Genomic DNA, 24,336 nt, shown 5'->3' with positions numbered 1-24,336 from the left:
CACGCGGGGCGGCAACCCGCTCATCCCGCGGTCGGCGTCGACTGCCATCCACCCGCGAGCGCCCTGTACAGCGCAATCGTCGCCGCCGCGCTGCGAATCTGACCGTCGGCCATCGCATCCTGCGCCTGCAGCAGCGTGCGCTGCGCGTCGAGCACCTCGTAGTAGTCGATCGCGCCTGCCGCGAAACGCGTCTGCGCGAGCTGCGCCGCGCGCGCGCTACTCGTCGCCGCGCGTTCCAGATGCGCGGTTTCGTCACGCGTGCGCGCGGCGCGCAGCAGCGCATTCTCGGTGTCTTCCAGCGCGAGCAGGACCGTCTGTTGATACTGCGCAAGCTGCCCCGCGGCGTCGGCACGGCTCTCCGCAATACGCGCACGCACGCGGCCGACGTCGAGGAACGACCAGTCGATGCCGAGCGCGATCAGGTTCGTATCGCTGCCCGCCCGGAAGAAGCCGTAGCTGTTCGTCGCGCTGCCGAGCATGCCGGCCAGCGTCAGACGCGGGAACAGGTCGGCCGTCGCGACCCCGATCCGCGCGGTCGCCGCGTGCAGGCGCGCTTCAGCAGCCGCGACGTCGGGACGCCGGCGCAGCAGGTCGGCCGGCGTGCCCGGATCGATGTCGGCTGCGAGCAGTGGCAGCGACGCCGATGAGTCGAGCTGAGCGATCAGCGCATCCGGCGCTTGCCCCGTCAGCACCGCGAGCCTGTGTTCGTCGACGCCGATCGTCGCTTCATGCACCGCGATGCGCGAGGTCGTCGATTCGAGCTGCGCGCGCGCGCGCGCCGCGTCCAGATCGGAACCGCGCCCCGCGCCGACCCGCGCGTCGACCAGCGCAAGCGTCTGCCGCTGGTTGCGGACATTCGCGCGCGCGATCCGCAGCCGCTCCTGCGCGCCGCGCAGGTCGACGTAGGTTCGCGCAACCTCGGCCGCGATCGACACGCGCACCGCGCGGATATCCGCCGCGCTGGCTGCGGTCTCCGTCTGCTGCGCCTCGATCCCGCGCCGCACGCGGCCGAACAGGTCGAGCTCCCAGCTCGCGTTGATGGCCGCGCTTGAAATCGGATTGTCGCGCGCGACGCGCGGCGCGCCGAAGGCCTGATCCTTGCTCAGCAACTGGTGGCCGATCTGCCCATTTGCGGTGATGGTCGGAAAGCGGTCGAACTTTGCATGTGCGAGCAACGCGTTCGCGGCGTCGTAACGCGCAATCGCGAATCGCAGGTCCTGGTTCGCGGTCAGCGCCTGATCGATCAGGCGGCCCAGCACGGGATCGCCGAACCCGCGCCAGAACGCCACGTCGGCGTCGGCCGATGCCGCCGCGGGCTCGCGTTGCCCCAACGCCAGCTTTTCGTCGCGCGCGAAGCGCGACGCTGCCGGGGTCGCCGGCCGCTCGTAGTCCGGACCGACCGCGCAAGCGGCCAAAGCAACGGTGGCGGCAATCATCGGGATACGCATCAGTACGCTCATTGGAGTTCTCCTTCGGGCGTCACCGGTTGCTCGACCCAGACGACCGATTGCGGCCCCCCAGCCAGTTTGCGGATCACGACGTAGAACACGGGCGTCAGGAACAGCCCGAACAGCGTGACGCCGAGCATCCCCGCGAACACGGTGACACCAGTGGCCGCACGCACTTCGCTGCCCGCGCCGGAGCCGATCATCAGCGGCACCGAGCCCGCGACGAACGCGACCGACGTCATCACGATCGGGCGCAGCCGCAGCTTGCACGCTTCGAGCGCGGCTTCGATCGCACCCTTGCCCTGAATTTCAAGCTCGCGCGCGAACTCGACGATCAGGATCGCGTTCTTGCACGCGAGTCCCATCAGCACAACCAGCCCGACCTGCACGAACACGTTGTTGTCGCCGCCGGACAGCCACACACCAAACAGCGCCGCGCACATGCACACCGGCACGATCAGGATCACCGCGAGCGGCAGCGTCCAGCTCTCGTACAGCGACGCGAGCACCAGGAACACGAGCATCACCGCGAGCGGGAACACGACGATCGCCGCGTTGCTCTGCGTGACCTGCTGGTAGCTGAGGTCGGTCCATTCGAGTGTAATGCCCGGCGGCAGCACGTCCTTCGCGATCTGCTGCAGCTTCGCGATCGCCTGCGCGGACGACAACACGGCCGGGTCCGCTTCGCCGATCAGGCCGGCCGCCGGATAGCCGTTGTAGCGCACGACCGGGTCAGGGCCGAAAGTCGGCGTCACGGTCACCAACGAGCCGATTGGCACCATCTCGCCGTTCGCGTTGCGCACGCGCAGGTTCGCGATGTCCTCGACGTTCTGGCGGTGCGCGGCGTCGGCCTGCACCATCACGCGATAGACGCGGCCGAACACGTTGAAGTCGTTCACGTAGACGGATCCCAGATAGACCTGCAGCGCCTCGAACAGGTTCGTCAGCGGGACGCCCTGCGCCTTCGCCTTCAGCCGGTCGATCTTCACTTCGAGCTGCGGGATGTTCGACTGATAGGTACTCACCGGATAGTGCATGCCAGGCGTCTTCGCGACGGCGACCTGGAACGCGTTGACGGCGTTCTGCAGCACTCCATAGCCGAGCCCTGCGCGATCCTCCAGATAGAGCGCGTAGCCGGAGCCGTTGCCAAGGCCCTGGATCGGCGGTGGCATCAGCGCATACGCGAAACCGCCCTTGATGCCGGCAAAGCGCGCATTCAGTTCTGCGTTGATCTGCGCGGCGCTACGCTTGCGCTCGTCGAACGGCTTCAGCAGGATGTACGAGCTCGTGATGTTCGGGGTATTGACAACCTGCAGCGCATTCATACCGGCGAACGCAGGCATCATCTCGACGCCCTCCGTCTCGTGTGCGATCTTCACCATCTGCCGCACCACCGAATCGGTGCGCGACAGCGACGCGCCTTCCGGCAGCTTCGCGCCTGCGAACAGGTACAGCTTGTCCTGGATCGGGATGAAGCCTCCCGGCACCGTCTTGAACAGCAGCGCCGTCGCCACGAGCAGGCCGACGTAGACCCCGAACACCATGCCGCGCCGCTTCACGGCACGCCCGACCACGCCGTGATAGCGGTCCGAGCTGCGCAGGAAGAACCGGTTGAAGCCCCGGAACAGAGGGCCGAACAGGCGTTCAAGCACGCGCGACAGCGCGTCCTGCGGCGCGCCGTGCGGACGCAGGAGCTTGGCGGCGAGCGCGGGCGACAGCGTCAGCGAGTTGATCGCGGAGATCACCGTCGAGATCGCGATCGTCACCGCGAACTGCTTGTAGAACTGGCCCGTAACGCCCGATAGGAACGCCATCGGCACAAATACCGCGCACAACACCAGCGAGATCGCAATGATCGGCCCCGACACCTCCTTCATCGCCTGGTGCGCGGCGTCGCGCGGGCTCAAGCCCTGCGCGATGTTGCGCTCGACGTTCTCGACCACGACGATCGCGTCGTCGACAACGATCCCGATCGCGAGCACGAGCCCGAACAGCGTCAGCGTGTTGATCGAATAGCCGAGCAGGTACAGCCACGCGAACGTGCCGACCACCGACACGGGCACCGCGACGAGCGGAATGATCGATGCGCGCCAGGTCTGCAGGAACAGGATCACGACGAGCACGACCAGCACGACGGCCTCGATCAGCGTGTGCTGCACCGCGCGGATCGATTCGCGCACGAACACCGTCGGGTCCCACATCGGCTTGTAGGCCAGCCCCGGTGGAAACCGTTTCGACAGTTCGTCGAGCTTCGCATACACCGCTTTCGCGACCGCGAGCGCGTTTGCGCCGGGCGCCAGAAAGATGCCGACCGTCGCGGCGTCGGATTGATCCAGATGCGCGCGCAGCGTGTAGTCGCCGGCCCCGAGCTCGATGCGCGCAACGTCGGCCAGCTTGACGACCTGGCCGTCGGCGCCGCTCTTCAGCACGATGTCGCCGAACTCCTGGGTCGTGCGCAACCGGCCACGCACGTTGATCGACATGAGGAAATCAGTCGCCTTCGGCGACGGCTCCGCGCCGAGCTGGCCGGCCGACACCTGCACGTTCTGCTCGCGCACCGCGGCGATCACGTCGCCCGCGGCCAGCCCGCGCGACGCCAGCCGGTTCGGGTCGAGCCAGACCCGCATCGCATAGTCGCCGGAGCCGTACACGCCGACGTCGCCGATGCCGGTCAGGCGCGACAACTCATCCTTCACGTGCAGCGTCAGGTAGTTGCGCAGGTACAGCGGATCGCGGCTGCCGTCCGACGAGATCAGACCAACATACATCAGCGGCGTCGGCGACTGCTTCTGCGTGGTCACGCCATACTGGCGCACCTCATCAGGCAGGCGCGACAGCGCCTGACTCACGCGGTTCTGCACGCGCACCGCGGCCGTATCCGGATCTACGCTCGGCATGAACGTGACGACGACCTGCAGGCTGCCGTCCGACCCCGCGACCGACTTCATGTACATGATGCCTTCGACGCCGTTGATCGCTTCCTCCAGCGGCTCGGCCACCGACTCGGCGATTTCCTTCGGGTTCGCACCCGGATACGTCGCCCGCACGACGACGCTCGGCGGCACGACTTCCGGATATTCGCCAGCCGGCAGCATCGGAATCGAAATCAGGCCGATCGCGAAGATGATGATCGACAGCACGACCGCGAAGATCGGCCGGTCGATGAAGAATTTCGAGAAATCCATCGCGCCTCCGATCGTCACCGGGCGACCGCGCGTACCGCCGAATCATCGGTGGTCTGCACGGCCAGCGGCTTCGGCTTCACCGACGCGCCCGAATAAAAGATCCGCTGCATGCCCTCGACGACCACACGGTCGCCGGACTTCAGCCCGCTTTCGACAATGCGCCGGCCGTCGAACTGGCGGCCGATCGTCACGTCGCGACGCAGCGCCTTGTCCCCCGGGCCGACCACGTACACGTACTTGCGATCCTGATCCGTCAGCACGGCCTTGTCATCGATTAGCAGCGCGCGATCGTCGCGGCCACTCGTGAGCTGCACGCGCGCATACAGCCCCGGCGTGAACACATGGTCCGGATTCGCGAGACGTGCGCGCGCGCGGATCGTCCCCGTTGCCGGGTCGAGCCGATTGTCGAGGAAATCGACGGTGCCCGCATGCGGGAAGCCGGTCTCGTTCGCGAGCCCGATGCGGACCGGGTTCGCGCCGATCGCGCGACCCCGCGGATCGATGCGCTGCGCACTGTAGCGCAGATAGCTCTGCTCGTCGCAGTCGAAATAGACGTACACCGGATCCTGGGACACCAGTGTCGTCAGCAACGTCTGATCTGCGCTGGCGAGATTGCCCGTCGTCACGAGAGCGCGGCCGACACGCCCGGCGATCGGAGCACGTACTTCGGTAAAGCCGAGATTGAGCTTCGCGTCCGCGACGGCCGCCTCCGCCGCACTCAGGTCCGCGCGCGCCTGCGCATCAGCCGCGCGCGTGCTGTCCAGCTCCTCCTGCGACGTCGCGCGCGACGCGATCAGCGTCTGCACGCGCTTGTATTGCAGTTGCGCGAGGTTCACCGTAGCGCGCGCGCGTTGCAGATGCGCGTTCGCGCGATCGAGCGCGATCCGGTAGGGACGTTGATCGATCACGAAGAGCACCGCGCCCCGGACGACGCGATCGCCTTCCTTGTAGGCGACCCGCTCGAGATACCCGCTCACACGCGGCCGAAGTTCGACCGCGTCGACCGCTTCGACGCGGCCATTGAATTCGTCGGTGACGTGAACCGTGCGCGGCGCGACCGTCTCGACGCCAACTTCGGGCGCGGGCGCCGCCGCATCGTGCGCTTCCCCGTGACAACCCGCCAGCAAAACCAGCAAGCCTGCCCACGACACGAGCCGACTTGCGGCCTGGGGTCGGCTGGCGCTTCCAATACCTGAATGGCGAACCATAGTGTTAACCAACGTCTTAATAAATTAGTTGATCTTAATATCCGGCTCTCTTCCGGATCGGTGGTGCCCGTCCTATGCGCGGCAGCCAGCCAGGACAGCTCCCATGCGCGCGTCGCCGCTCGTGCGGCGGCACGGTGCGGAGCCGATGCTCATCGTGCGAATGTGTTCTCCTCGTTCGTCGTTTCAGGGCTGCATGGTGCGTGAATCGCGATACGCCTCCGTGCCAGATTCTCTGGCAGCGCCGAGAATCCGTTCCAGCGCCAGTCCAAGTGCAAGCACGCCCCGGTCCCCGCCCGGCAACCCGGCGAACTCGATCCCGATCGGCATACCGTCGGTCGCTAGTCCGGCCGGCAGCACGACGCTCGCCATGCCGACGCAACTACCGAGCGCGACATTGCGGCCCAGCGCATCGAACGAGTCGATCATGCGTCCGCCGTCGATCGTCACTTCGGTTTCCTCACCGATCAGGGGCGCACGCACCGTGGCGACAGGAAATGCCAACGCGTGCACGCGATACGCGCGCATGCGGGAGGTAATAATCGACGCGATCTTGCCCCGTTCGAACAACGCCGCCTCATAGGCTTCGCGCGAAGGCGCACACGGCGGCAGAATCATCGAATCCATCAGGTTCTTCGTGTTCGACGCGAGCGTCGCATACAGATCGTCGAACGAGACCCCCGTTTCGTGGCGCCGGAGAAAATCGACGACGCTGCTCCTCAATTCGTAAGCGACAATCGTCCCGACGACGCTGGGTGCACGCATTACGTCGTTCATCGACGCGGCGATTTCCACGACCGATACGCCCGCTTCGCGCAGGCGCGCCAGCGCCCGCCGTGCGACCCGTTCGACTTCCGGATCGAGATCCGCCCAGAGCGCCGCCGGCAGCGCGATGCGAATCTCGTTCGCGAGGCGCGGCGCGATCGGCCGCGCATCGCGTGCGGCAATCTGGTCGAACAGCACGAGATCCTCGACGGAACGGGCGAGCGGGCCGACCTGATCGAAGTTCCGGCTCAACGTCATGATGCCGTCGTCCGGATAGCGCCCACGGCTCGGGCGAAAGCCCGCGAGCCCGCAAAAGGACGCCGGCAGGCGAATCGACCCCCAGGTATCCTCGGCCACGGCGAGCGGCGCCATCCTGGCCGATACGGCCGCTGCCGAACCGCCGCTGCTGCCGCCCGGGCTGCGCGCGATATCATACGGATTGCGAACCGCTCCGAAGGTTTCGTTGTTGCTGGTCCAGCCGAACGACAGCTCGTGCAAGTTGGTCTTACCCATGACGATCGCTCCTTCTTCGCCGAGTAGCCCAATCACGCTGGCGTCCGCTGACGGTCGGAAGTCAGTCAGCGACCGCGTGCCGTTCGACGTCGGTAGCATGCGTGTGTTGACACTGTCCTTCACCGGAATCGGCAGGCCGTGCAGCCGGCCAAGCACGCCGCCCTGGCTGCGCTGCACGTCGGCCGCGCGTGCCGCCTGCAGCACCGCATCGCGATCCAGCATGCGAAATGCATTGAGGACACTCCAACGGTCTACTTGCTCGAGGAGCGTCGTCGCATATCGTTCTGCGGTGAAATCGCCACTCTGCATCGCGGCGACGGCCTCAACCGCCCCCAGGCCAAGTAGCGCGGCGTCGCGCGGCGGCACGGCTGGCGTCACCCGGAACGACGCGCCTTCGGCCGCCGAATGAGCAGCAACGGTCGTCGTGAAGCGCACTGCGCTGAGCGTATCCATCACCTTCCTCCGCCTCGACTGTTCATAAATCCCATTCCGACGCCACGCCGCCCCCGCCCGGTCAATGCGCGGCCGTCCCGGCCACGCGCCGATCGCTCCAATGCCGCACGATCGTGAACACCAGACCCGTCAGCACCAGCAGAATCAATGCGTCGCCATACAAATGCGCGACCTTCAGCAAGCCGAGCCACGGCGTTGTGTATCCCGCGAGAATCGTCGGCGGACTGTTCGCGAATAGCAGGACAAACACGAGATGCAGCGGCGCCGGCGCCAGCTCGGCGAGGGCGGTCGCAACGCCTTGCAACATCCGGGCGACGATGAGCCAGCCCGGGCCGATGGTCGCCAGGAACAGCCCCCTCGCCCCCCATTTCGAGGACGAGCGCCGCGCCGATCACCGAACGCCGGCCGATATAATCGGACAGCGCCCCGCTACAATTCGCGCAGACAGCAGCGACAGCGCATACACGCCGAAGATCAGCGTCAACAGCGTCGGCGACAAATGCCATTGCTCCTGGGAGAGCCGATAGAGGCGTCGGCACGCTCGACGCGACGAGATGGCCCCCTGGCGTGATCGTGTGGGGGGCCAGTGCGGAAGCGGTCGCAGCGGACGCTGCTCCGGCGGGTACTGCGGTTTGGGTGACGTTCGACATAAGGCCAGCCGACCACTAAAGCAAAGAATTTGCTTTAATATAGCGACGGTCGCGCGCAAATGCAAACATTTTGCTTTAGTGGCGTTCGTTGTTCGATGTGTTGCATGAAGGAATCGAATCGACCATGACGACGAGAAAGGGATTGCGGCCGGGTGGCCGCAGCGCGCGCGTGCAGGAAGCCGTGCATCGCGCGGTCCGTGGACTCCAGCAGGAAAACGGTCGGGATGGCCTGACCGTGCCAGCGATCGCGGCGCGCGCCGGTGTGACGCCGTCCACCATCTACCGGCGCTGGGGTGACCTGCCGCAGTTGCTTTCCGACGTGGCGGTCGAGCATCTCCTGCCCGACAGTCTGCCGCCGGACACGGGTGAGTTTCGGCAGGATATGGAGAACTGGCTGGCCCAGTATCTTGAGGAGATGTCGTCTGAAGTCGGCCGGACACTGCTGCGCGACGTGTTGAGCAGCGCCGATCCGCTCAATGCGGGGCAATGCGCGCACTGTATTGAGGAACAGTTGGACGTGATCCGCGAGCAAGCGCTGGCGCGCGGCGAAACCCCACCGACGTGCCAGACGTTGATGGATTACGTCATCGCACCGCTCGTCTACCGGATCCTGTTTGCGGCGCAGACGCCAACGTACGAGTTTGCGCAGGCGCTCTTGGATCGAGTGCTGACGGGGATCGCCGCACCGGCTGATACACAATTTCCCGCATGACCGTCGACCTATAACTTCTGCAATGTCCTGGCGGCGACATGAACCTCTTTGAAGCCCGGCCAGATGGGCTTCGCTCTGGGTTCGCCGTCGCCCTTGCGGCAGAGGAAGCCCGCCCAAGCGCAGCACGTCGTTGAGCTAGGGCTTGGCCGGCTGCTCGACCTTCAGTTTGTGCCGCACACACAAGATTTCGGATAGGTTCGTCAGCCGAGTTACCGCCGGCTCTCATCGGCGGCAGTTTGCCCGTGACATACATCACTCGGGTTGTCAGATCAGCATCGATCGCGAGCACGCGGTCTAGTGCTCATCGGATGTCCCGCGCGACCTCACGCACATAGCTGCGCGGCGAGCCAATCGCCGTCTGCAGTTCGATTGCGTCCACAGCAATAGCATAGGGATGCGCTGCGAGGAATCCCGCCTGCCGCTGTGATGGAGAAAGGTTCGGATAGTAAATGTGATGCCTGATGCGCGCTTTGCGATCGGTAAATGCCATCGTCACCAGTACAAACAGGAGATTCTGGCGATTCATCAGGGCCGCAAACATCAGCGGATGAGGAATTGGTGCCGGGGACCGGACTTGAACCGGCAAGCCAATTAAGGCGGCGGATTTTCGTCACACTGCTTCTTTCAAAGCCGGCGTCGTCGAAACGATGCCGTTCGTGCGCTGGACTATGCCTTCACCGTCGCGCGCGGGCGTGATCGCCGCCCGTGCGCCTTAGGCGCCCCCCGTCTAGTCTCTACACCTTCCTCGCTGCGATCTCGCCGCGAGGCTTGGCTCGGCGTTGCCTCGATGCGCGCATCAGGGGTTTCGCCGAATTTGAAGGGTTCTGCACCGACCGTTTCCGGCCGGGCACTCAATCGTTTAAGTCCGCTATGTTTACCAATTTCATCACCCCGGCAAAAGGGCGGGACGCGATTCTACCATTGCTTCGCGCATGCGTTCCCTGATTCACGCGTGATGCATCGCGACGCGGCATGCTTGCCTGCGCCATTCGCGCCCGAATCGATACGCAGCCGACGCCCCCGCCGCCACAGCGTCATCGATTTCGTCCCGCGCCGCAATATCCCCCGATACAATCACTGCGCCCATTCTCGGGGCGCAAAAACGTCTGATGTTTGTATCGTATTTTTTACGAAACAGATGTCTGGCGAGTCATCGCGAAGTCACAAACATTTTCGATAATCCATCGGTCGAAAACGTTTACATCGCGTAACTTCATGACCCCGACCATCAAGGATGTCGCCGCGCTCGCCGGCTTTTCGATCGCCACCGTCTCGCGCGCGATCAACGCGCCGCACACCGTCAGCCCCGCCACGCTGACGACGATCCGCACCGCCATCGACACGCTGCAGTTCCGCCCGAGCCCGCTCGGCCGGCAGTTGCGCGGCGAGCGCACGCGCCTCGTCGGCGTGGTCGTGCCGACGCTGTCGAATCCGGTGTTCGCCGACTGCCTGCAAGGCATCGATGCACTCGCAACCGCGGCCGGCTTCAAGCTGATCGTGATGACGACCGAATACGACGAGGCACGCGAGCGCCACGCGATCGAGACGCTGCGCGAGCAGCGCGTCGAAGGACTGATCCTGACGGTCGCCGACGCGGACACGCATCCGCTGCTCGACATGCTCGACCGCGACGGCCCGCACTACGTGCTGATGCACAACGACACGCAACGCCGCCCGTCGGTGTCGGTCGACAACCGCCGCGCTGCCTACGACGGCGTCCGTCTGCTGACCGCGCGCGGCCATCGCCGCGTGCTGATGCTGGCCGGCTCGCTCGCCGCGTCGGATCGCGCCCGCCAGCGTCATCTCGGCTACGCGCAGGCGCTCGACGAAGCCGGCGTCGCGACGCTGCCGCCGGTCGAAGTCGACTTCAACGCGGCCGAGCTGCCCGACGCAGTGCTCGCGCACCTCACCGCACAAGCCACGCGCCCCACCGCCCTGTTCTGCAGCAACGACTTGCTCGCGATGGTCGTGATGCGCGGCCTGCGCCGCGCGGGTTTCTCGATTCCCGACGACCTGTCGGTGCTCGGCTTCGACGGCATCGCGATCGGCGAGCTGCTCGCGCCACCGCTCGCGAGCGTCGCGACGCCGAACCAGGACATCGGCCGTCATGCCTGGCGACGTCTCGTCGAATGCATCGGCGGCGCGACGATCGAGCGCACGTCGCTGATCCTGCCGCACACGGTGCGCGACGGCGCGACGGTCTCGCCGCCGGCCGCCAATCTGCAATTGCACCAAGCCTGAATGCGTGTGCCGCGCGAGCGCGCGGCGACATACCCTTACCTCGCCCGGAGACCCACCGTGTCCTTTCGCCTGACCTCGCTGCTGCGCGTGCTCGCCGCACCCGTCGCCTGCGCCGCGCTCGTCGCGTTCGCGCCCGCTGCCCACGCCGACGAATCCGCGATCTGCTACAACTGCCCGCCCGAATGGGCCGACTGGGCCGCGCAAATCGCGGCGATCAAGCAGAAAACCGGTATCCGCGTGCCGTTCGACAACAAGAACTCGGGCCAGGCGATTGCACAGCTCATCGCCGAACAGAAGAGCCCGGTCGCCGACGTCGTCTATCTGGGCGTGTCGTCGGCGTTCCAGGCGAAGGACAAAGGCGTGATCGCTCCGTACAAGCCCGCGCACTGGAACGACATTCCCGCGAACCTGAAGGACCCGCAAGGCTACTGGTTCGCGATCCACTCGGGCACGCTCGGCTTCTTCGTGAACAAGGACGCGCTCGACGGCAAGCCGGTGCCGCGCTCGTGGGCCGATCTGCTGAAGCCGGAATACAAGGGCATGGTCGGCTACCTCGATCCGTCGAGCGCGTTCGTCGGTTATGCGGGCGCGGTCGCCGTGAACCAGGCGCTCGGCGGCAGCCTCGACAACTTCAAGCCGGCGCTCGACTGGTTCCACAAGCTGAAGGCGAACGCGCCGATCGTGCCGAAGCAGACCGCGTATGCGCGCGTGCTGTCCGGCGAGATTCCGATCCTGCTCGACTACGACTTCGACGCGTATCGCGCGAAGTACAAGGATCACGCGAACGTCGAGTTCGTGATTCCGCAGGAAGGCACGATCGCGGTGCCGTACGTGATGAGCCTCGTGAAGGGCGCGCCGCACGACGCGAACGGCAAGAAGGTGCTCGACTTCGTGCTCTCCGACGAAGGCCAGAAACTGTGGGCCAACGCGTATCTGCGTCCGGTGCGCTCGCAGACGCTCGGCGCCGACGTCGCCGCGAAGTTCCTGCCGGCAAGCGAATACGCACGCGCGAAACCGGTCGACTTCGGCAAGATGGCGGCCGGCCAGCAAGCGTTCGGCCTGCAATACCTGCAGATGATGCAGTAAGCGGCCGGAACCACGCGATGCTCGATCTGACTTTCCCGCTACGCTGGCGCATCGCACTCGTCGCGCCAGCGCTCGCGGTGTTCGCCGCGTTCTGGCTGCTGCCGATGGCGGCGCTCGTGCACGTGTCCGCCGACGGCGCGTTCTTCACGCAGTACGCGGCGCTGCTCGGCAATGCGCGCTACATGAAGAGCCTGGGCGAAACGGTGGCGTTGTCGGCCGGCGTCACGCTCGCGACGCTCGCGCTGTCGACGATCTCGGGCCTGCTGCTCGCGCGCCGCGAATTCGCGGGCAAGCGCGTGCTGCTCGCGCTGCTCACGTTTCCGCTCGCGTTCCCGGGCGTCGTGGTCGGCTTCATGGTGATCATGCTCGCCGGGCGGCAGGGGCTGATCGGCATGCTGTCCGCGAAGCTGACCGGCGACAAATGGGTATTCGCGTATTCGGTTGCCGGGCTGTTCGTCGGCTACCTGTACTTCTCGATTCCACGCGTGATCGTCACCGTGATCGCGGCGGCGTCGAAGCTCGATGCGTCGCTCGAGGAAGCCGCGCGCTCGCTCGGCGCGTCGCCGTGGCGCATCTTCGTCGACATCGTGCTGCCGGCGCTCGCACCGGGCCTGATCGCGGCCGGTGCGATCTGCTTCGCGACCGCGATGGGCGCGTTCGGCACCGCGTTTACGCTCGCCACCGACCTGAACGTGCTGCCGATGACGATCTACACCGAGTTCACACTGAACGCGAACATCGCGACGGCGGCCGGCCTGTCGATCGTGCTCGGCATCGTCACGTGGGCCGTGCTCGCGCTCGCGCGCCGGTTCACCGGCCATACCGCCGCCGCCGCGGCCTGAGGATTCCTTCATGCAATCGCTTTCCGGTTCGTCCGCGCCGTCGCCGGCGCCCGCTCCGTCGCATGCGAACGGCGTCGCACGACGCGCGCCGCGCGTCACGGGCGCGCGCGCGATCGCCGCGCTGCAATGGAGCGTCACGCTGCTGCTGTGCGCGTTCCTGATCGTGCCCGTCGTGATGTCGGTGCTCGCGGGCCTCACCGTCAACTATTTCCGCGGACTGTCGAGCGGCCTCACGCTGCGCTGGCTCGAACAGGTGTGGCAGCAATACCAGGGCTCGGTCGCGCTGTCGCTCGGCGTCGCGTTCGCGACGCTCGCGATCGTGCTCGCCGTCGGCGTGCCGGCCGGCTATGCGCTCGCGCGCAGCAAGAGCCGCGTCGCCCGCGCGATCGAGGAAGCGCTGGTGCTGCCGGTCGCGCTGCCGGGCCTCGCGTCGGCACTCGCGCTGCTGGTCGTATACGGCGGCTTCACCGCCTTCCGGATGAGCCTGTGGTTCATCGTCGTCGGCCACGTCGTGTTCACGCTGCCGTTCATGGTGCGCGCGGTCGCGGCCGTCGCGGCCGGTGCCGACCTGCGCACGCTCGAGGAAGGCGCGGCGAGCCTCGGCGCGTCGTTCGTCACGCGCTTCGTGACGATCGTGCTGCCGAACCTGCGCCCCGGCATCGTCGCGGGCGCGCTCGCGGTGCTCACGCTGTCGATCGGCGAATTCAACCTGACGTGGATGCTGCACACGCCCGACACGAAGACACTACCCGTCGGACTCGCCGATACCTATGCGTCGCTGCGTCTCGAAGTCGGCAGCGCCTACACGATCGTGTTCCTGCTGATGACGCTGCCGCTCCTCGTCGCGATGCAGTGGCTCGGCGTCGATCCGTCCGGCACGCGCGCGCTCAAGCGCCGCCCGCGCTGACCCTGTGCTGACTTTACCGATCCCATGAAACTCGATTCCACGCCCATCACCCTGACCCACTGCGCGAAGACGTTCCGCGGCACGCGCGTGCTCGAACCGCTCGATCTGTCGATCGGCGCGGGCGAGACGCTCGTGCTGCTTGGCCCGTCGGGCTGCGGCAAGACGACGACGCTGCGCCTGATCGCCGGCCTCGACACGCCGGACGCCGGCGGCACGATCGCATTCGGCGGCGACGACGTGACCGCGCTCCCCATCGAGCGCCGCCAGGTCGGCATGGTGTTTCAGAACTACGCGCTGTTTCCGAATCTAACGGTGCGCGGCAACGTCGGCTATGGACTGAAGATCCGCAAGACCGAGCCGCGCGCGCTGCGCGAACGCGTCGACGAATTGCTCGCGATGATGCGGCTCGACGCGCACGCGGACAAACCGGTCGATCAGCTGTCGGGCGGCCAGCGCCAGCGTGTCGCGCTGGCGCGCGCGCTCGCGGTGCGCCCGCGCGTGCTGCTGCTCGACGAACCGCTGACCGCGCTCGACGCGAAGCTGCGCGACGTGCTGCGCCGCGAGATGAATGCGCTGTTGCGCGAGCTCGGCGTGACGACCGTGTACGTGACGCACGACCAGGCCGAGGCGATGGAGCTCGGCGACCGGATCGTCGTGATGGGCGCGGGCCGCATCGAACAGATCGGCACGCCGCGCGACATCTACTACCGGCCGGCGAACCGCACGGTCGCGCAGTTCATCGGCACGCTGAACCGGCTTGCGGGACAATGGCGTGACGGCGCGCTCGTGACGACGGGTGGCGCGATCGTCACGCCGCACGCCGCCGACGAGTGGTTCTTCCGCCCGGAAGACGCGCAGCTCGCCGATCCCGCGCATGCGCCGCTGCGCGGTGCGATCGGCGCGTGCGCGTTCCTCGGCGAGCGCACGCGGCTCACGATCGAGCAGGCGGCGCCCGACGCGCTCGTGATCGACGTGCCGGGCCGCATCGAGCTCGCCCGCGGCACGGCGGTCGGCATTGCGATCGCGGCGGAAGGCCTGATCGCGCTTGCCGCATGACAGCGCCCCACGATAATCCGACATTCCGAGGAACGACGATGCTGCTTGCTCAAATCAGCGATCTTCACATCAAGCGTCCGGGCCAGCTCGCGTACCGGCGCGTCGACACGGCCGCCGCGCTCGCGCGCTGCATCGCGAAGCTGAACGCGCTGGTGCCGCGCCCCGACGCGGTGCTCGTCACGGGCGACCTGACAGATTTCGGCCACGACGACGAATACCGCCATCTGCGCGACCTGCTCGCGCCGCTCGAGATTCCGTATTACCTGATGGTCGGCAATCACGACGATCGCGCGGGGCTGCGCCGCGCGTTCGCCGATCGCCCCGAATTGCAGGACGGCGAGTTCGTGCAATACGCGCTCGACGTCGGCGTGGTGCGCGTGCTCGCGCTCGACTCGCAGGTGCCCGGCGCGAGCCACGGCGACCTGTGCGACGCGCGGCTCGCGTGGCTCGCCGCTCAGCTCGACGCCGCGCGCGACCGGCCGGTGATCGTCGCGCTGCATCACCCGCCGTTCGTGTCCGGAATCGGACACATGGACGCGCTGCGCCTCGCGCCCGCCGCCGCCGCGAAGCTCGATGCGCTGCTGCGCGGCTATCCGAACGTCGAACGCGTGCTGTGCGGCCACGTGCACCGGACGATGTTCACGCGCTTCGGCGGCACGCTCGCGTCGGCCGTGCCGGCGCCCGCGCACCAGGTTGCGTTCGACCTGCGCGCGGACGGGCCGTCGGCGTTCCGGCTCGAGCCGCCCGCATTCGCGGTGCACGTCCATACGCCGGAGACGGGGATGACGTCCCATCACGTGTACGTGGACGAAGGCGACGGGCCTTATCCGTTCTATGAACCGAGCGGGGAACTGGTCGACTGACGATGTGCATCATGGAGCGCATGACGGGCGACGGCCCGTCGGCTCTCGTTGCGGCCGGGCGGTGCCGGTAGCGGCCGGTCGAGCGCCGATCACCGGCCACTTGATCGCTTGATCGCTTGGTCGCTTGGTCGCTTGGTCGCTTGGTCGCTTGGTCGCTTGGTCGCTTGGTCGCTTGGTCGCTTGGTCGCTCGGTCGCTCGGTCGCTTGGTCGCTTGGCCGCTTGGCCGCTTGGCCGCTTGGCCGCTTGGCCGCTTGGCCGCTTGGCCGCTTGGCCGCTTGGCCGCTTGGCCGCTTGGCCGCTTGGCTGCTTGGCTGCTTGGCTGCTTGGCTGCTTGGCCGCTTGGCCGCTTGGCCGCGTGGCCGCCCTCCCGGCATGATTCCCGGTGCTCCGGTATGATCGGCACGCTCGATCGGCGCCCGGCCGCCCGCGCAGCCGACGCCGCGCCGCGCGCCACGCCGCCCCACTCCGTTCCCCGTTGCCGCCATGTCCGCCGCCTCCACCGACCGTCCGACCGACGCCGCCTCGCCCCACTACTCGCGCAGCCTGCTGTTGCTGCTCGCGACGATCGCGGGCGTGTCGGTCGCGAACATCTACTACAACCAGCCGCTGCTCGACAGCTTCCGCTCGGCCTTTCCCGACAGCGCGTCGTGGATCGGCGCGGTGCCGACCGCGACCCAGCTCGGCTACGCGGCCGGCATGTTCCTGCTCGCGCCGCTCGGCGACCGGTTCGATCGCCGCGGGCTGATCCTGCTGCAGATCGCGGGCCTGTCGATCGCGCTGATCGTGGCCGCGGCCGCGCCGTCGCTGGCGGTGCTCGCCGCGGCGAGCCTTGCGATCGGCGTGCTCGCGACGATCGCGCAGCAGGCCGTGCCGTTCGCGGCCGAGATCGCGCCGCCCGCCGAGCGCGGGCATGCGGTCGGCACCGTGATGAGCGGCCTGCTGCTGGGCATCCTGCTGGCGCGCACGGCGGCCGGCTTCGTCGCCGAATATTTCGGCTGGCGGGCGGTATTCGGCGCGTCGGTCGCGGCGCTCGCCGCGCTGGCCGCGGTGATCGTGCTGCGGCTGCCGCGCAGTTCGCCGACGTCGACGCTGTCGTACGGCAAGCTGCTCGGCTCGATGTGGCATCTGGCGGTCGAACTGCGCGGGCTGCGCGACGCGTCGCTGACGGGCGCCGCGCTGTTCGCCGCGTTCAGCGCGTTCTGGCCGGTGCTCACGCTGCTGCTCGCCGGCGCGCCGTTCCATCTCGGCCCGCAGGCCGCCGGGCTGTTCGGCATCGTCGGCGCGGCCGGTGCGCTGGCCGCGCCTTACGCGGGCCGTTTCGCCGACAAGCGCGGCCCGCGCGCGATCATCTCGCTCGCGATCGCGCTGCTCGCGGCGTCGTTCGTGATTTTTGCGCTGTCGGGGACGAGCCTCGTCGGGCTCGTGATCGGCGTGATCGTGCTGGATGTCGGCGTGCAGGCCGCGCAGATCTCGAACCAGTCGCGCATCTACGCGCTGAAGCCCGATGCGCGCAGCCGCGTGAACACCGTGTACATGGTGTGCTACTTCATCGGCGGCGCGCTCGGCTCGTCGGTCGGCGTCGCCGCGTGGCATGCATTCGGCTGGATCGGCATGTGCGCGGCCGGCCTGCTGTTTACCGCACTCGCCGGCTGGTTCCACCATCGCGGCGCGCAGCGCGGCTGACCGCCGCCGCGCACGGCGGCGTCACGCGCGGGCGCGCGACTCGGCCGGTTCGTCGGCGGGTGGCGGCGTGAACGCCTGAGCAGGGTCCATGACCGCGGCCGGGTCCACGACAGCGGCCGGGGTCGGCACCGCAAGCGGTATCGCGGAAGGCGTGAGGATCGGCGCCGAATCCGGCACCGCGGCCTGATCCGGTGCAGGTACCGGTGCAGGCGCCGCCGCCGAGCCGGTCGCCACGGCCGGCGAAACGTCGACCGCCGCGCGCGCCGCGGGACGGCGCGCGGGATCGAACAGGAACGACAGCCCGACGCTGCCGAGAATCGCGACCGTCGCGATCACGGTCGCCATCGTCACGGGCTCGCCGAGCATCAGCGCGCCGAGCGCGACCGCGACGATCGGGTTCACGTACATGCAGCTGCTCGCGATGATCGGGCTCGTGTGGCGAATCAGGTAGCCGTACGCGACGTACGCCGCCATCGTGCAGAACACCATCAGGTACAGGAACGCGAACACCGGCGCCGCCGCGACCTGCTCGATGCGCTCGCCGAGCAGCCACGCGGCCAGCGTGGACATCAGCCCGCCGAGACCGATCTGCAGCGACGTCGACAGGAACAGGTCCGACGGCAGCTTGAGCCGCGTCGACAGATGCGCGCCGCCCGCCCAGAACAGCGCGCCGGCCAGCACGCAGATCGTGCCGAGCGCCGAGTTCGCGGCAGCCGCGCCGCCCGAATTCAGCACGACGATGCCGACCATCCCGAGCGCGACGGCCGACCACTCGCCCTTCGTCACCGGGCGCCCGGCGACCGCCGCGATCACGGTCGCGAACAGCGGCACCGTGGCGACCATCACCGCGGCCGAGCCGCTGCTGACCGTGCGCATCCCGAGCGCGATCGTGCCGGACGACAGCGCGACCAGCATCGTGCCGACGATCGCCGAGTTGCGGATTTCCAGCAGCGTCGGCCATTCGGGCTTGCGCCGCAGCGCGAAGATGAACAGGCCGATCCCGCCGAGCAGGTTGCGCAGCCCCGACAGCAGCAGCGGCGGGAACGACTGCAGCGCGAAATGCAGGCCGCTGTAGGTCGAACCCCAGACGAAATAGATGAATACCAGCGCCAGTGCGACACGGCCGCCGCGGCTTTGCGGCAGGCGGATCCGGAACGGCAGGCGGCCGAGGAAATCGAGGAGGCGGTCGAGCGGTGTCATCGGTCAGCCTGCCTGCACGACGTGCCGCGCGCTGCGCTGAAAGACGCCGGAGAAACCGGCAAACGGCCCTGACGGGACCGGGAAGGCGCAGACAAACGTGCGGAACGACATGGCGGTGCGAACGGCGACGAATAAGAACCGGCGAGCGGCGGCAGAGGGTCACGAAAACGTGCGTGAACGGCTTCGTCCACGCAATGCTCGGCATTATGGCATCACGGATTCGAAAGCATCGTCGGACCCGTCTGAAAGGATATCGACTGACGTTTCGGCGCGACATTTTCGGGCCGCCGCACACGGTGGATCCGGGGCCGGATACGCGCTGCACGGGCGTCGCGAGCACCGCACTCGAACCCTTCCCCCGCGTCACGTTCGATACCTCGGCCTGATGGCCAGTCATGCGCTGCAGGTGTCGCTTCGCGCTTATCGTGACGATCGGCCTGCCGTCCGGCCGCCGACGTTCCGTTCATTCGATTCGCACACCACCCATACAAAATTTTGTATAATCCAGCCATTCTTCCGCCGAAGCCGGTTGTCTTCGTCGGCGGCGCGCTTGACGCGCTGCGCGGCTTTCCACTGCCCGCGCGCCGCGAAGCCGGCCACCAGATCGACCAGGTGCAGCGCGGTCTGGCGCCCGACGACTGGAAGCCGATGCGCACCGTCGGCCCCGGCGTGCGGGAAATTCGCCTGCGCGATGCGAGCGGCGCATTCCGGATCATCTACGTCGCGACATTCGCCGACGCGATCTACGTGCTGCACTGCTTCCGCAAGCAATCGGCGCGCACCTGCCAGGCCGATATCGAACTGGCCACCCGGCGCTATCGCGCGCTGACGATCGAGAGGAAACGATGAGCAACGAACGCTATACGAATGTCTGGGATGCAATCGAGGGCCAGCCGGCCGAGGCCGAGAACATGAAGCTGCGCTCCGAACTGATGATCGCGCTCAAGCAGCGCATCGCGCAGCTGGAGCTCAGCCAGGCGCAGGCCGCGAAACAACTGGGCGTCACGCAGCCGCGCGTGTCCGACCTGCTGCGCGGCAAGATCAACCTGTTCGGGCTCGACGCGCTCGTGAACATGGCGTCGGCCGTCGGCCTGCGCGTCGATCTGCAGGTGCGCCAATCGGCGTAACGCATCGGCAAGCCCCGCCGCTCACGATCCGCCGAACCAGTTGTACCCCTGGTCGACCCAGTAGCCGCCCGGGAACGTATCGGTCACGAAGATCTCCATGATGTGCTTCGGATTCTTGTAGCCGAGCTTGGTCGGCATCCGCAGCTTCATCGGAAAGCCGAATTCCGGCGGCAGGCGCTGGCCGTCGTAGTCGAATGTGAGCAGCGTCTGCGGATGCAGCGCGGTCGGCATGTCGATGCTTTCGTAGTAATCGTCCGCGCATTTGAAGCCGACGTATTTCGCGTGCGTATCGGCGCCCGCGCGCGCCAGAAACGCGCCGAACGGCGTGCCGCCCCAGCGCCCGATCGCGCTCCACCCTTCCACGCAGATGTGCCGCGTGATCTGCTCCGCGTGCGGCAGCGCATACAGCTCGTCGAGCGTCCACACGCGCTTGCCCGTCACGCGGCCCGACAGCATCAGCCGGTACGTCGCCGCGTCGACGTGCGGCACCTCGTCGATGCCGTAATACGCGTTGAACGGGAAGGGCCGCGTAATGTCGGCTTCGGTATAGGTCGGCGCGAGCCGCTCGCCGCTGAAGATCCACGCCTGCACGCGATCGTTCAGCCGCGATACCCGCTCGAGAAACGTGTTGACCGACGCGTCGTCGTGCAGCGAACAGCCGGTCAACATCGTCAGGCCGCCGAGCGTCAGGATGCGGCGGTTGAAAAGCCGCCGCGACGGCATGTCGAGCGTGCGGCGTACGTCGAGTTCGAGCGACTTGCGGTCGAGCGTCCAGCGCGAACCGTCGCGCGTGCTTTCGGATTCCGACATGATGATCCCCTTTGCCCGCACGGTGCGGGTCAACGTCCGCGCAGCATCGCGAGCAGCGAGCGCGGCACGCGCAACGCCATCGCGACGTGCACGACGACGAATGCGACCAGCAGCGACATCGCCCAGAAATGCACGACGCGCGCCATGTCATAGCCGCCGAACAGCTCGCGCAGCAGCGGAAACTGCACGGACTTCCAGATGGTGAGCCCCGACAGCACCAGCACGACGAGGTCGACGATCGCGGTCAGGTACGCGGTGCGCTGCACCGCGTTGTAGACGCCGAGATCGTCATGCGCCAGCCGTCCGCGCAGCGCGGCACGCAGGTCGCGCCAGACGGACGCCGGCGTGACCGGCAACAGCATGCGCGCGAAGCGCCCGGTCGTGATCGACATCGCGAGGTAGAACAATCCGTTGGCGACGAGCAGCCACATCGCCGCGAAATGCCATTGCAGCGCGCCGCCCAGCCAGCCGCCGAGCGTGATGCCGTGAGGAAACGTGAACAGCGGATAGATCGGCGACGCGTCGTAGATGCGCCAGCCGGACAACACCATCAGGATCGCCGCGAGCGCGTTGAGCCAGTGGCTCACGCGCACCCACACCGGATGGATCGGGCGCGCGGGCGGTGACGCCGCGTCGCGACCTGTGGCGGGAACGGTTTGCATGATGAAACCTCCGGAGATGCGGGAATGATGCAAACGCACGCATACGGCGCGGCGGGCGATGCAATGCACGCACCGCCTGCCGCGCCCGCCGGCGTCAGTTCGACGGCGCCATCTTGTCGCTCGGCGTCGTCTTGCCCATTGCGTCGTGGCCCATCGCGTCCTTCTTCATCGCATGCTTCTTCATGGTGCCCTTCTTCATCGCGCCGTCCTTCGCCATCGCGTCGTGGCCCATCGCGTCCTTCGACATCGACGTGCCGTCCTTCGACATCGCATCGTTCTGCGCATGCGCGCTCACGGCAACCATCGCGAAAGCGGCGACACAGACAGCCAGCAGTCCATTTTTCATGACATCTCTCCGGTACATGGGTGTAAGGAGCCGAATAGACGCAGCATGAGCCTGGAAATGACAGCCGATCGAATATTTTTTTCGGTCGGCGTTTCCGGCAGGAATCGAATGGCCGCGATGCCGCACCGCTTCGCCGCGGCGGCCGTGCTGGCGGCCGTGCTGGCGACCGGGGCGACGGCCGCGCGCGCGACCCGCGATGCTGCGGCCGCCCCGCCGCCTAAGTTCCGCCCCCGGTTGAAACCGCCGCGAAGCCGGTGTATCGTGTGCCCTTGCTAACGCGGGGGTCCTGCAATGCGTTCGGTCAAACAAACCGGCATTGCGGGTGAGAAATACCCTTTGAACCTGATCTGGATAATGCCAGCGCAGGGAAGCGTACGGATTTCGCCGCCTTCCTTCTGACGAAATCCGCCGCCTCACCAAACCTCGTCTCCTGCTTAGCTCGAGCCCCACATACGTCAAGGGCTCCGGGCAAGCGCCGTAGCGCGTGTCCGGCGCTCACACAGGAGATTGCATGAACGCCAATCCGAAGTTTCTGTCCGCCGACGCCCACGTCGATGCCGCTGCCGTCGCGCCGCTGCCCAATTCGCGAAAGGTTTATGTAACCGGCTCGCAGCCCGACATCCGCGTGCCGATGCGTGAAATCACGCAGGCCGACACGCCGACCGGCTTCGGCGGCGAAAAGAATCCGCCGATCTACGTGTACGACACGTCGGGCCCGTACACGGATCCGGACGCGAAGATCGACATCCGCGCGGGCCTGCCCGCGCTGCGCCAGGGCTGGATCGAAGCGCGCGGCGACACCGAAGTGCTCGACGGCCTGTCGAGCCAGTACGGCCTCGAGCGCGCGGCCGACCCGGCCACCGCCGACCTGCGTTTCCCGGGCCTGCACCGCAACCCGCGCCGCGCGCAGCCGGGCAAGAACGTCACGCAGATGCACTACGCGCGTCAGGGCATCATCACGCCGGAAATGGAATACATCGCGATCCGCGAGAACCAGCGCCGCGCCGAGTACATCGAGAGCCTGAAGTCGAGCGGCCCGAACGGCGCGAAGCTCGCCGCGATGATGGGCCGCCAGCACCCGGGCCAGGCGTTCGGCGCCGCGGCCTTCGGCGCGAACGCACTCGCCGAGATCACCCCCGAGTTCGTGCGCGACGAAGTCGCGCGCGGCCGCGCGATCATCCCCGCGAACATCAACCACCCGGAATCCGAGCCGATGATCATCGGCCGCAACTTCCTCGTGAAGATCAACGCGAACATCGGCAACTCGGCCGTCACGTCGTCGATCGGCGAGGAAGTCGACAAGATGACGTGGGCGATCCGCTGGGGCGGCGACACCGTGATGGACCTGTCGACCGGCAAGCACATCCATGAAACGCGCGAGTGGATCATCCGCAACAGCCCGGTGCCGATCGGCACGGTGCCGATCTACCAGGCGCTCGAAAAGGTCAACGGCAAGGCCGAGGATCTCACCTGGGAAATCTTCCGCGACACGCTGATCGAGCAGGCCGAGCAAGGCGTCGACTACTTCACGATCCATGCGGGCGTGCGGCTGCAGTACGTGCCGCTCACCGCGAACCGGATGACGGGCATCGTGTCGCGCGGCGGCTCGATCATGGCGAAGTGGTGCCTCGCGCATCACAAGGAAAGCTTCCTGTACGAACACTTCGAAGAGATCTGCGAGATCATGAAGGCGTACGACGTGAGCTTCTCGCTCGGCGACGGCCTGCGTCCCGGCTCGATCTACGACGCGAACGACGAAGCGCAGCTCGGCGAACTGAAGACGCTCGGCGAGCTCACGCAGATCGCGTGGAAGCACGACGTGCAGGTGATGATCGAAGGCCCCGGCCACGTGCCGATGCAGCTGATCAAGGAGAACATGGATCTCCAGCTCGACTGGTGCAAGGAAGCGCCGTTCTACACGCTCGGGCCGCTGACCACCGACATCGCACCGGGCTACGACCACATCACGTCGGGCATCGGCGCCGCGATGATCGGCTGGTTCGGCACCGCGATGCTGTGCTACGTGACGCCGAAGGAACACCTCGGACTGCCGAACAAGGACGACGTGAAGGAAGGCATCATCACGTACAAGCTCGCCGCGCACGCAGCCGACCTCGCCAAGGGTCACCCCGGTGCGCAGGTGCGCGACAACGCGCTGTCGAAGGCGCGTTTCGAGTTCCGCTGGGAAGACCAGTTCAACATCGGCCTCGACCCGGACAAGGCGCGCGAGTTCCACGACGAGACGCTGCCGAAGGACTCGGCGAAGGTCGCCCACTTCTGCTCGATGTGCGGCCCGCACTTCTGCTCGATGAAGATCACGCAGGACGTGCGCGAGTTCGCCGCGCAGCAGGGCGTGTCGGAAACCGAGGCGCTGAAGAAGGGGATGGAAGTCAAGGCGGTCGAGTTCGTGAAGACCGGCGCCGAGATCTATCACCGTCAGTAAGCGCGCATGGCGATCCGCACGGATCGCCTCGTGACGCCCGGCAGGAAGCCCGCTTTCGAGCGGGCTTTTTTTGCGCCCGCATCACGCATGCCCGCTCAGGCGCGGGAAACAATTGATTACGAAACCGTACCAGGCTTA

At 67.1% G+C, this 24,336-nt stretch carries 22 protein-coding genes and 1 riboswitch; of the genes, 12 read left to right on the top strand and 10 right to left on the bottom strand.

All coding sequences use genetic code 11. From position 1 onward, the window contains the following. Positions 1–20: 20 nt before the first annotated feature. From ACP26O_RS06140 to ACP26O_RS06120, 5 genes are all read right to left on the bottom strand, one after another. Positions 21–1,460 carry an efflux transporter outer membrane subunit gene (locus ACP26O_RS06140; RefSeq protein ID WP_175663970.1) on the bottom strand — a complete coding sequence of 480 codons (1,440 nt, stop codon included), beginning with the start codon at positions 1,458–1,460 and terminating at the stop codon, positions 21–23. Then, positions 1,457–4,633 (bottom strand): efflux RND transporter permease subunit, encoded by a 3,177-nt coding sequence (locus ACP26O_RS06135; RefSeq protein ID WP_426356316.1) that lies wholly within the window; start codon positions 4,631–4,633, stop codon positions 1,457–1,459. The genes ACP26O_RS06140 and ACP26O_RS06135 overlap by 4 nt, the downstream gene beginning before the upstream one ends. Before the next feature lie 14 nt (positions 4,634–4,647). Then, positions 4,648–5,841, bottom strand: a complete 1,194-nt coding sequence (locus tag ACP26O_RS06130; RefSeq protein ID WP_175663972.1) for an efflux RND transporter periplasmic adaptor subunit — start codon at positions 5,839–5,841, stop codon at positions 4,648–4,650. A gap of 183 nt (positions 5,842–6,024) precedes the next feature. Beyond that, positions 6,025–7,569, bottom strand: a complete 1,545-nt coding sequence (locus ACP26O_RS06125) for an amidase family protein (protein WP_175663973.1) — start codon at positions 7,567–7,569, stop codon at positions 6,025–6,027. A 61-nt stretch (positions 7,570–7,630) separates the two neighbouring features. After that, positions 7,631–7,876 carry a hypothetical protein gene (locus ACP26O_RS06120; RefSeq protein WP_175663974.1) on the bottom strand — a complete coding sequence of 82 codons (246 nt, stop codon included), beginning with the start codon at positions 7,874–7,876 and terminating at the stop codon, positions 7,631–7,633. A gap of 467 nt (positions 7,877–8,343) precedes the next feature. On the opposite strand from ACP26O_RS06120, the gene ACP26O_RS06115 reads away from it, so the two are divergent. Then, on the top strand, positions 8,344–8,931 hold the full coding sequence (locus ACP26O_RS06115; RefSeq protein WP_175663975.1) for a TetR/AcrR family transcriptional regulator: 588 nt from the start codon (positions 8,344–8,346) through the stop codon (positions 8,929–8,931). Positions 8,932–9,232: 301 nt separating this feature from the next. On the opposite strand, the gene ACP26O_RS06110 is transcribed toward ACP26O_RS06115, so the two are convergent. Next, on the bottom strand, positions 9,233–9,472 hold the full coding sequence (locus ACP26O_RS06110; RefSeq protein ID WP_175701240.1) for a hypothetical protein: 240 nt from the start codon (positions 9,470–9,472) through the stop codon (positions 9,233–9,235). Between the two features lie 674 nt (positions 9,473–10,146). On the opposite strand from ACP26O_RS06110, the gene ACP26O_RS06105 reads away from it, so the two are divergent. From ACP26O_RS06105 to ACP26O_RS06075, 7 genes are all read left to right on the top strand, one after another. Further along, complete coding sequence (locus ACP26O_RS06105; protein ID WP_175663977.1) at positions 10,147–11,172, top strand: LacI family DNA-binding transcriptional regulator; 1,026 nt, start codon at positions 10,147–10,149, stop codon at positions 11,170–11,172. A 57-nt stretch (positions 11,173–11,229) separates the two neighbouring features. Then, on the top strand, positions 11,230–12,258 hold the full coding sequence (locus ACP26O_RS06100) for an ABC transporter substrate-binding protein (RefSeq protein ID WP_175663978.1): 1,029 nt from the start codon (positions 11,230–11,232) through the stop codon (positions 12,256–12,258). A gap of 17 nt (positions 12,259–12,275) precedes the next feature. Continuing rightward, entirely contained in the window at positions 12,276–13,100 is an 825-nt protein-coding gene (locus ACP26O_RS06095) for an ABC transporter permease (protein ID WP_175663979.1), read from the top strand. 10 nt (positions 13,101–13,110) lie between these two features. Continuing rightward, positions 13,111–14,007, top strand: coding sequence for an ABC transporter permease (locus tag ACP26O_RS06090; protein WP_105787219.1), 897 nt, complete (start codon positions 13,111–13,113; stop codon positions 14,005–14,007). A 24-nt stretch (positions 14,008–14,031) separates the two neighbouring features. Beyond that, positions 14,032–15,063 (top strand): ABC transporter ATP-binding protein, encoded by a 1,032-nt coding sequence (locus tag ACP26O_RS06085; protein ID WP_175663980.1) that lies wholly within the window; start codon positions 14,032–14,034, stop codon positions 15,061–15,063. 38 nt (positions 15,064–15,101) lie between these two features. Then, positions 15,102–15,926 (top strand): phosphodiesterase, encoded by an 825-nt coding sequence (locus ACP26O_RS06080; protein ID WP_175663981.1) that lies wholly within the window; start codon positions 15,102–15,104, stop codon positions 15,924–15,926. A 484-nt stretch (positions 15,927–16,410) separates the two neighbouring features. After that, positions 16,411–17,610, top strand: a complete 1,200-nt coding sequence (locus tag ACP26O_RS06075) for an MFS transporter (RefSeq protein ID WP_175663982.1) — start codon at positions 16,411–16,413, stop codon at positions 17,608–17,610. Between the two features lie 21 nt (positions 17,611–17,631). Here ACP26O_RS06075 and ACP26O_RS06070 read toward each other — a convergent pair whose 3' ends face one another. Further along, the gene (locus ACP26O_RS06070) at positions 17,632–18,810 is read right to left on the bottom strand and encodes an EamA family transporter (protein WP_175661753.1); all 1,179 of its coding nucleotides are present in this window, start codon (positions 18,808–18,810) and stop codon (positions 17,632–17,634) included. A 173-nt stretch (positions 18,811–18,983) separates the two neighbouring features. Between ACP26O_RS06070 and ACP26O_RS06065 the strand changes: the two genes are divergently transcribed. From ACP26O_RS06065 to ACP26O_RS06055, 3 genes are all read left to right on the top strand, one after another. Continuing rightward, the gene (locus ACP26O_RS06065) at positions 18,984–19,196 is read left to right on the top strand and encodes a hypothetical protein (RefSeq protein WP_426282909.1); all 213 of its coding nucleotides are present in this window, start codon (positions 18,984–18,986) and stop codon (positions 19,194–19,196) included. Positions 19,197–19,305: 109 nt separating this feature from the next. Beyond that, a complete protein-coding gene (locus tag ACP26O_RS06060) occupies positions 19,306–19,659 on the top strand; it encodes a type II toxin-antitoxin system RelE/ParE family toxin (protein ID WP_175663983.1) in 354 nt (117 codons plus the stop codon). Then, entirely contained in the window at positions 19,656–19,937 is a 282-nt protein-coding gene (locus ACP26O_RS06055; RefSeq protein WP_011656442.1) for a helix-turn-helix domain-containing protein, read from the top strand. The genes ACP26O_RS06060 and ACP26O_RS06055 overlap by 4 nt, the downstream gene beginning before the upstream one ends. A gap of 21 nt (positions 19,938–19,958) precedes the next feature. Here the strand turns inward: ACP26O_RS06055 and ACP26O_RS06050 are convergent, their stop codons facing one another. The 3 genes from ACP26O_RS06050 to ACP26O_RS06040 form a co-directional block, all read right to left on the bottom strand. Next, the gene (locus ACP26O_RS06050; RefSeq protein WP_126227454.1) at positions 19,959–20,747 is read right to left on the bottom strand and encodes a molybdopterin-dependent oxidoreductase; all 789 of its coding nucleotides are present in this window, start codon (positions 20,745–20,747) and stop codon (positions 19,959–19,961) included. Between the two features lie 29 nt (positions 20,748–20,776). Continuing rightward, positions 20,777–21,409, bottom strand: a complete 633-nt coding sequence (locus tag ACP26O_RS06045) for a cytochrome b/b6 domain-containing protein (protein WP_175663984.1) — start codon at positions 21,407–21,409, stop codon at positions 20,777–20,779. 94 nt (positions 21,410–21,503) lie between these two features. Then, on the bottom strand, positions 21,504–21,755 hold the full coding sequence (locus ACP26O_RS06040) for a pentapeptide MXKDX repeat protein (protein ID WP_175663985.1): 252 nt from the start codon (positions 21,753–21,755) through the stop codon (positions 21,504–21,506). Positions 21,756–22,024: 269 nt separating this feature from the next. Beyond that, positions 22,025–22,142, top strand: a riboswitch (TPP riboswitch). Between the two features lie 124 nt (positions 22,143–22,266). On the opposite strand from ACP26O_RS06040, the gene thiC reads away from it, so the two are divergent. Then, complete coding sequence (thiC, locus tag ACP26O_RS06035; protein WP_012363481.1) at positions 22,267–24,198, top strand: phosphomethylpyrimidine synthase ThiC; 1,932 nt, start codon at positions 22,267–22,269, stop codon at positions 24,196–24,198. Positions 24,199–24,336 lie beyond the last annotated feature (138 nt).

The organism is Burkholderia sp. R-40 (assembly GCF_049942845.1).
GTDB lineage: Bacteria > Pseudomonadota > Gammaproteobacteria > Burkholderiales > Burkholderiaceae > Burkholderia > Burkholderia ambifaria.
This window is presented reverse-complemented; position numbering and strand designations above follow the sequence as displayed.

Excerpts from the sequence above, each read along its gene's own strand:
- ACP26O_RS06085 (WP_175663980.1), top strand. The coding sequence starts at position 14,032 with ATGAAACTCGATTCCACGCCCATCACCCTGACCCACTGCGCGAAGACG.
- thiC (WP_012363481.1), top strand. The coding sequence starts at position 22,267 with ATGAACGCCAATCCGAAGTTTCTGTCCGCCGACGCCCACGTCGATGCC.
- ACP26O_RS06110 (WP_175701240.1), bottom strand. The coding sequence starts at position 9,472 with ATGTTTGCGGCCCTGATGAATCGCCAGAATCTCCTGTTTGTACTGGTG.
- ACP26O_RS06120 (WP_175663974.1), bottom strand. The coding sequence starts at position 7,876 with ATGTTGCAAGGCGTTGCGACCGCCCTCGCCGAGCTGGCGCCGGCGCCG.
- ACP26O_RS06080 (WP_175663981.1), top strand. The coding sequence starts at position 15,102 with ATGCTGCTTGCTCAAATCAGCGATCTTCACATCAAGCGTCCGGGCCAG.
- ACP26O_RS06045 (WP_175663984.1), bottom strand. The coding sequence starts at position 21,409 with ATGCAAACCGTTCCCGCCACAGGTCGCGACGCGGCGTCACCGCCCGCG.
- ACP26O_RS06140 (WP_175663970.1), bottom strand. The coding sequence starts at position 1,460 with ATGAGCGTACTGATGCGTATCCCGATGATTGCCGCCACCGTTGCTTTG.
- ACP26O_RS06050 (WP_126227454.1), bottom strand. The coding sequence starts at position 20,747 with ATGTCGGAATCCGAAAGCACGCGCGACGGTTCGCGCTGGACGCTCGAC.
- ACP26O_RS06090 (WP_105787219.1), top strand. The coding sequence starts at position 13,111 with ATGCAATCGCTTTCCGGTTCGTCCGCGCCGTCGCCGGCGCCCGCTCCG.
- ACP26O_RS06055 (WP_011656442.1), top strand. The coding sequence starts at position 19,656 with ATGAGCAACGAACGCTATACGAATGTCTGGGATGCAATCGAGGGCCAG.
- ACP26O_RS06105 (WP_175663977.1), top strand. The coding sequence starts at position 10,147 with ATGACCCCGACCATCAAGGATGTCGCCGCGCTCGCCGGCTTTTCGATC.
- ACP26O_RS06040 (WP_175663985.1), bottom strand. The coding sequence starts at position 21,755 with ATGAAAAATGGACTGCTGGCTGTCTGTGTCGCCGCTTTCGCGATGGTT.
- ACP26O_RS06095 (WP_175663979.1), top strand. The coding sequence starts at position 12,276 with ATGCTCGATCTGACTTTCCCGCTACGCTGGCGCATCGCACTCGTCGCG.
- ACP26O_RS06115 (WP_175663975.1), top strand. The coding sequence starts at position 8,344 with ATGACGACGAGAAAGGGATTGCGGCCGGGTGGCCGCAGCGCGCGCGTG.
- ACP26O_RS06130 (WP_175663972.1), bottom strand. The coding sequence starts at position 5,841 with ATGGTTCGCCATTCAGGTATTGGAAGCGCCAGCCGACCCCAGGCCGCA.
- ACP26O_RS06125 (WP_175663973.1), bottom strand. The coding sequence starts at position 7,569 with ATGGATACGCTCAGCGCAGTGCGCTTCACGACGACCGTTGCTGCTCAT.
- ACP26O_RS06135 (WP_426356316.1), bottom strand. The coding sequence starts at position 4,633 with ATGGATTTCTCGAAATTCTTCATCGACCGGCCGATCTTCGCGGTCGTG.
- ACP26O_RS06070 (WP_175661753.1), bottom strand. The coding sequence starts at position 18,810 with ATGACACCGCTCGACCGCCTCCTCGATTTCCTCGGCCGCCTGCCGTTC.
- ACP26O_RS06075 (WP_175663982.1), top strand. The coding sequence starts at position 16,411 with ATGTCCGCCGCCTCCACCGACCGTCCGACCGACGCCGCCTCGCCCCAC.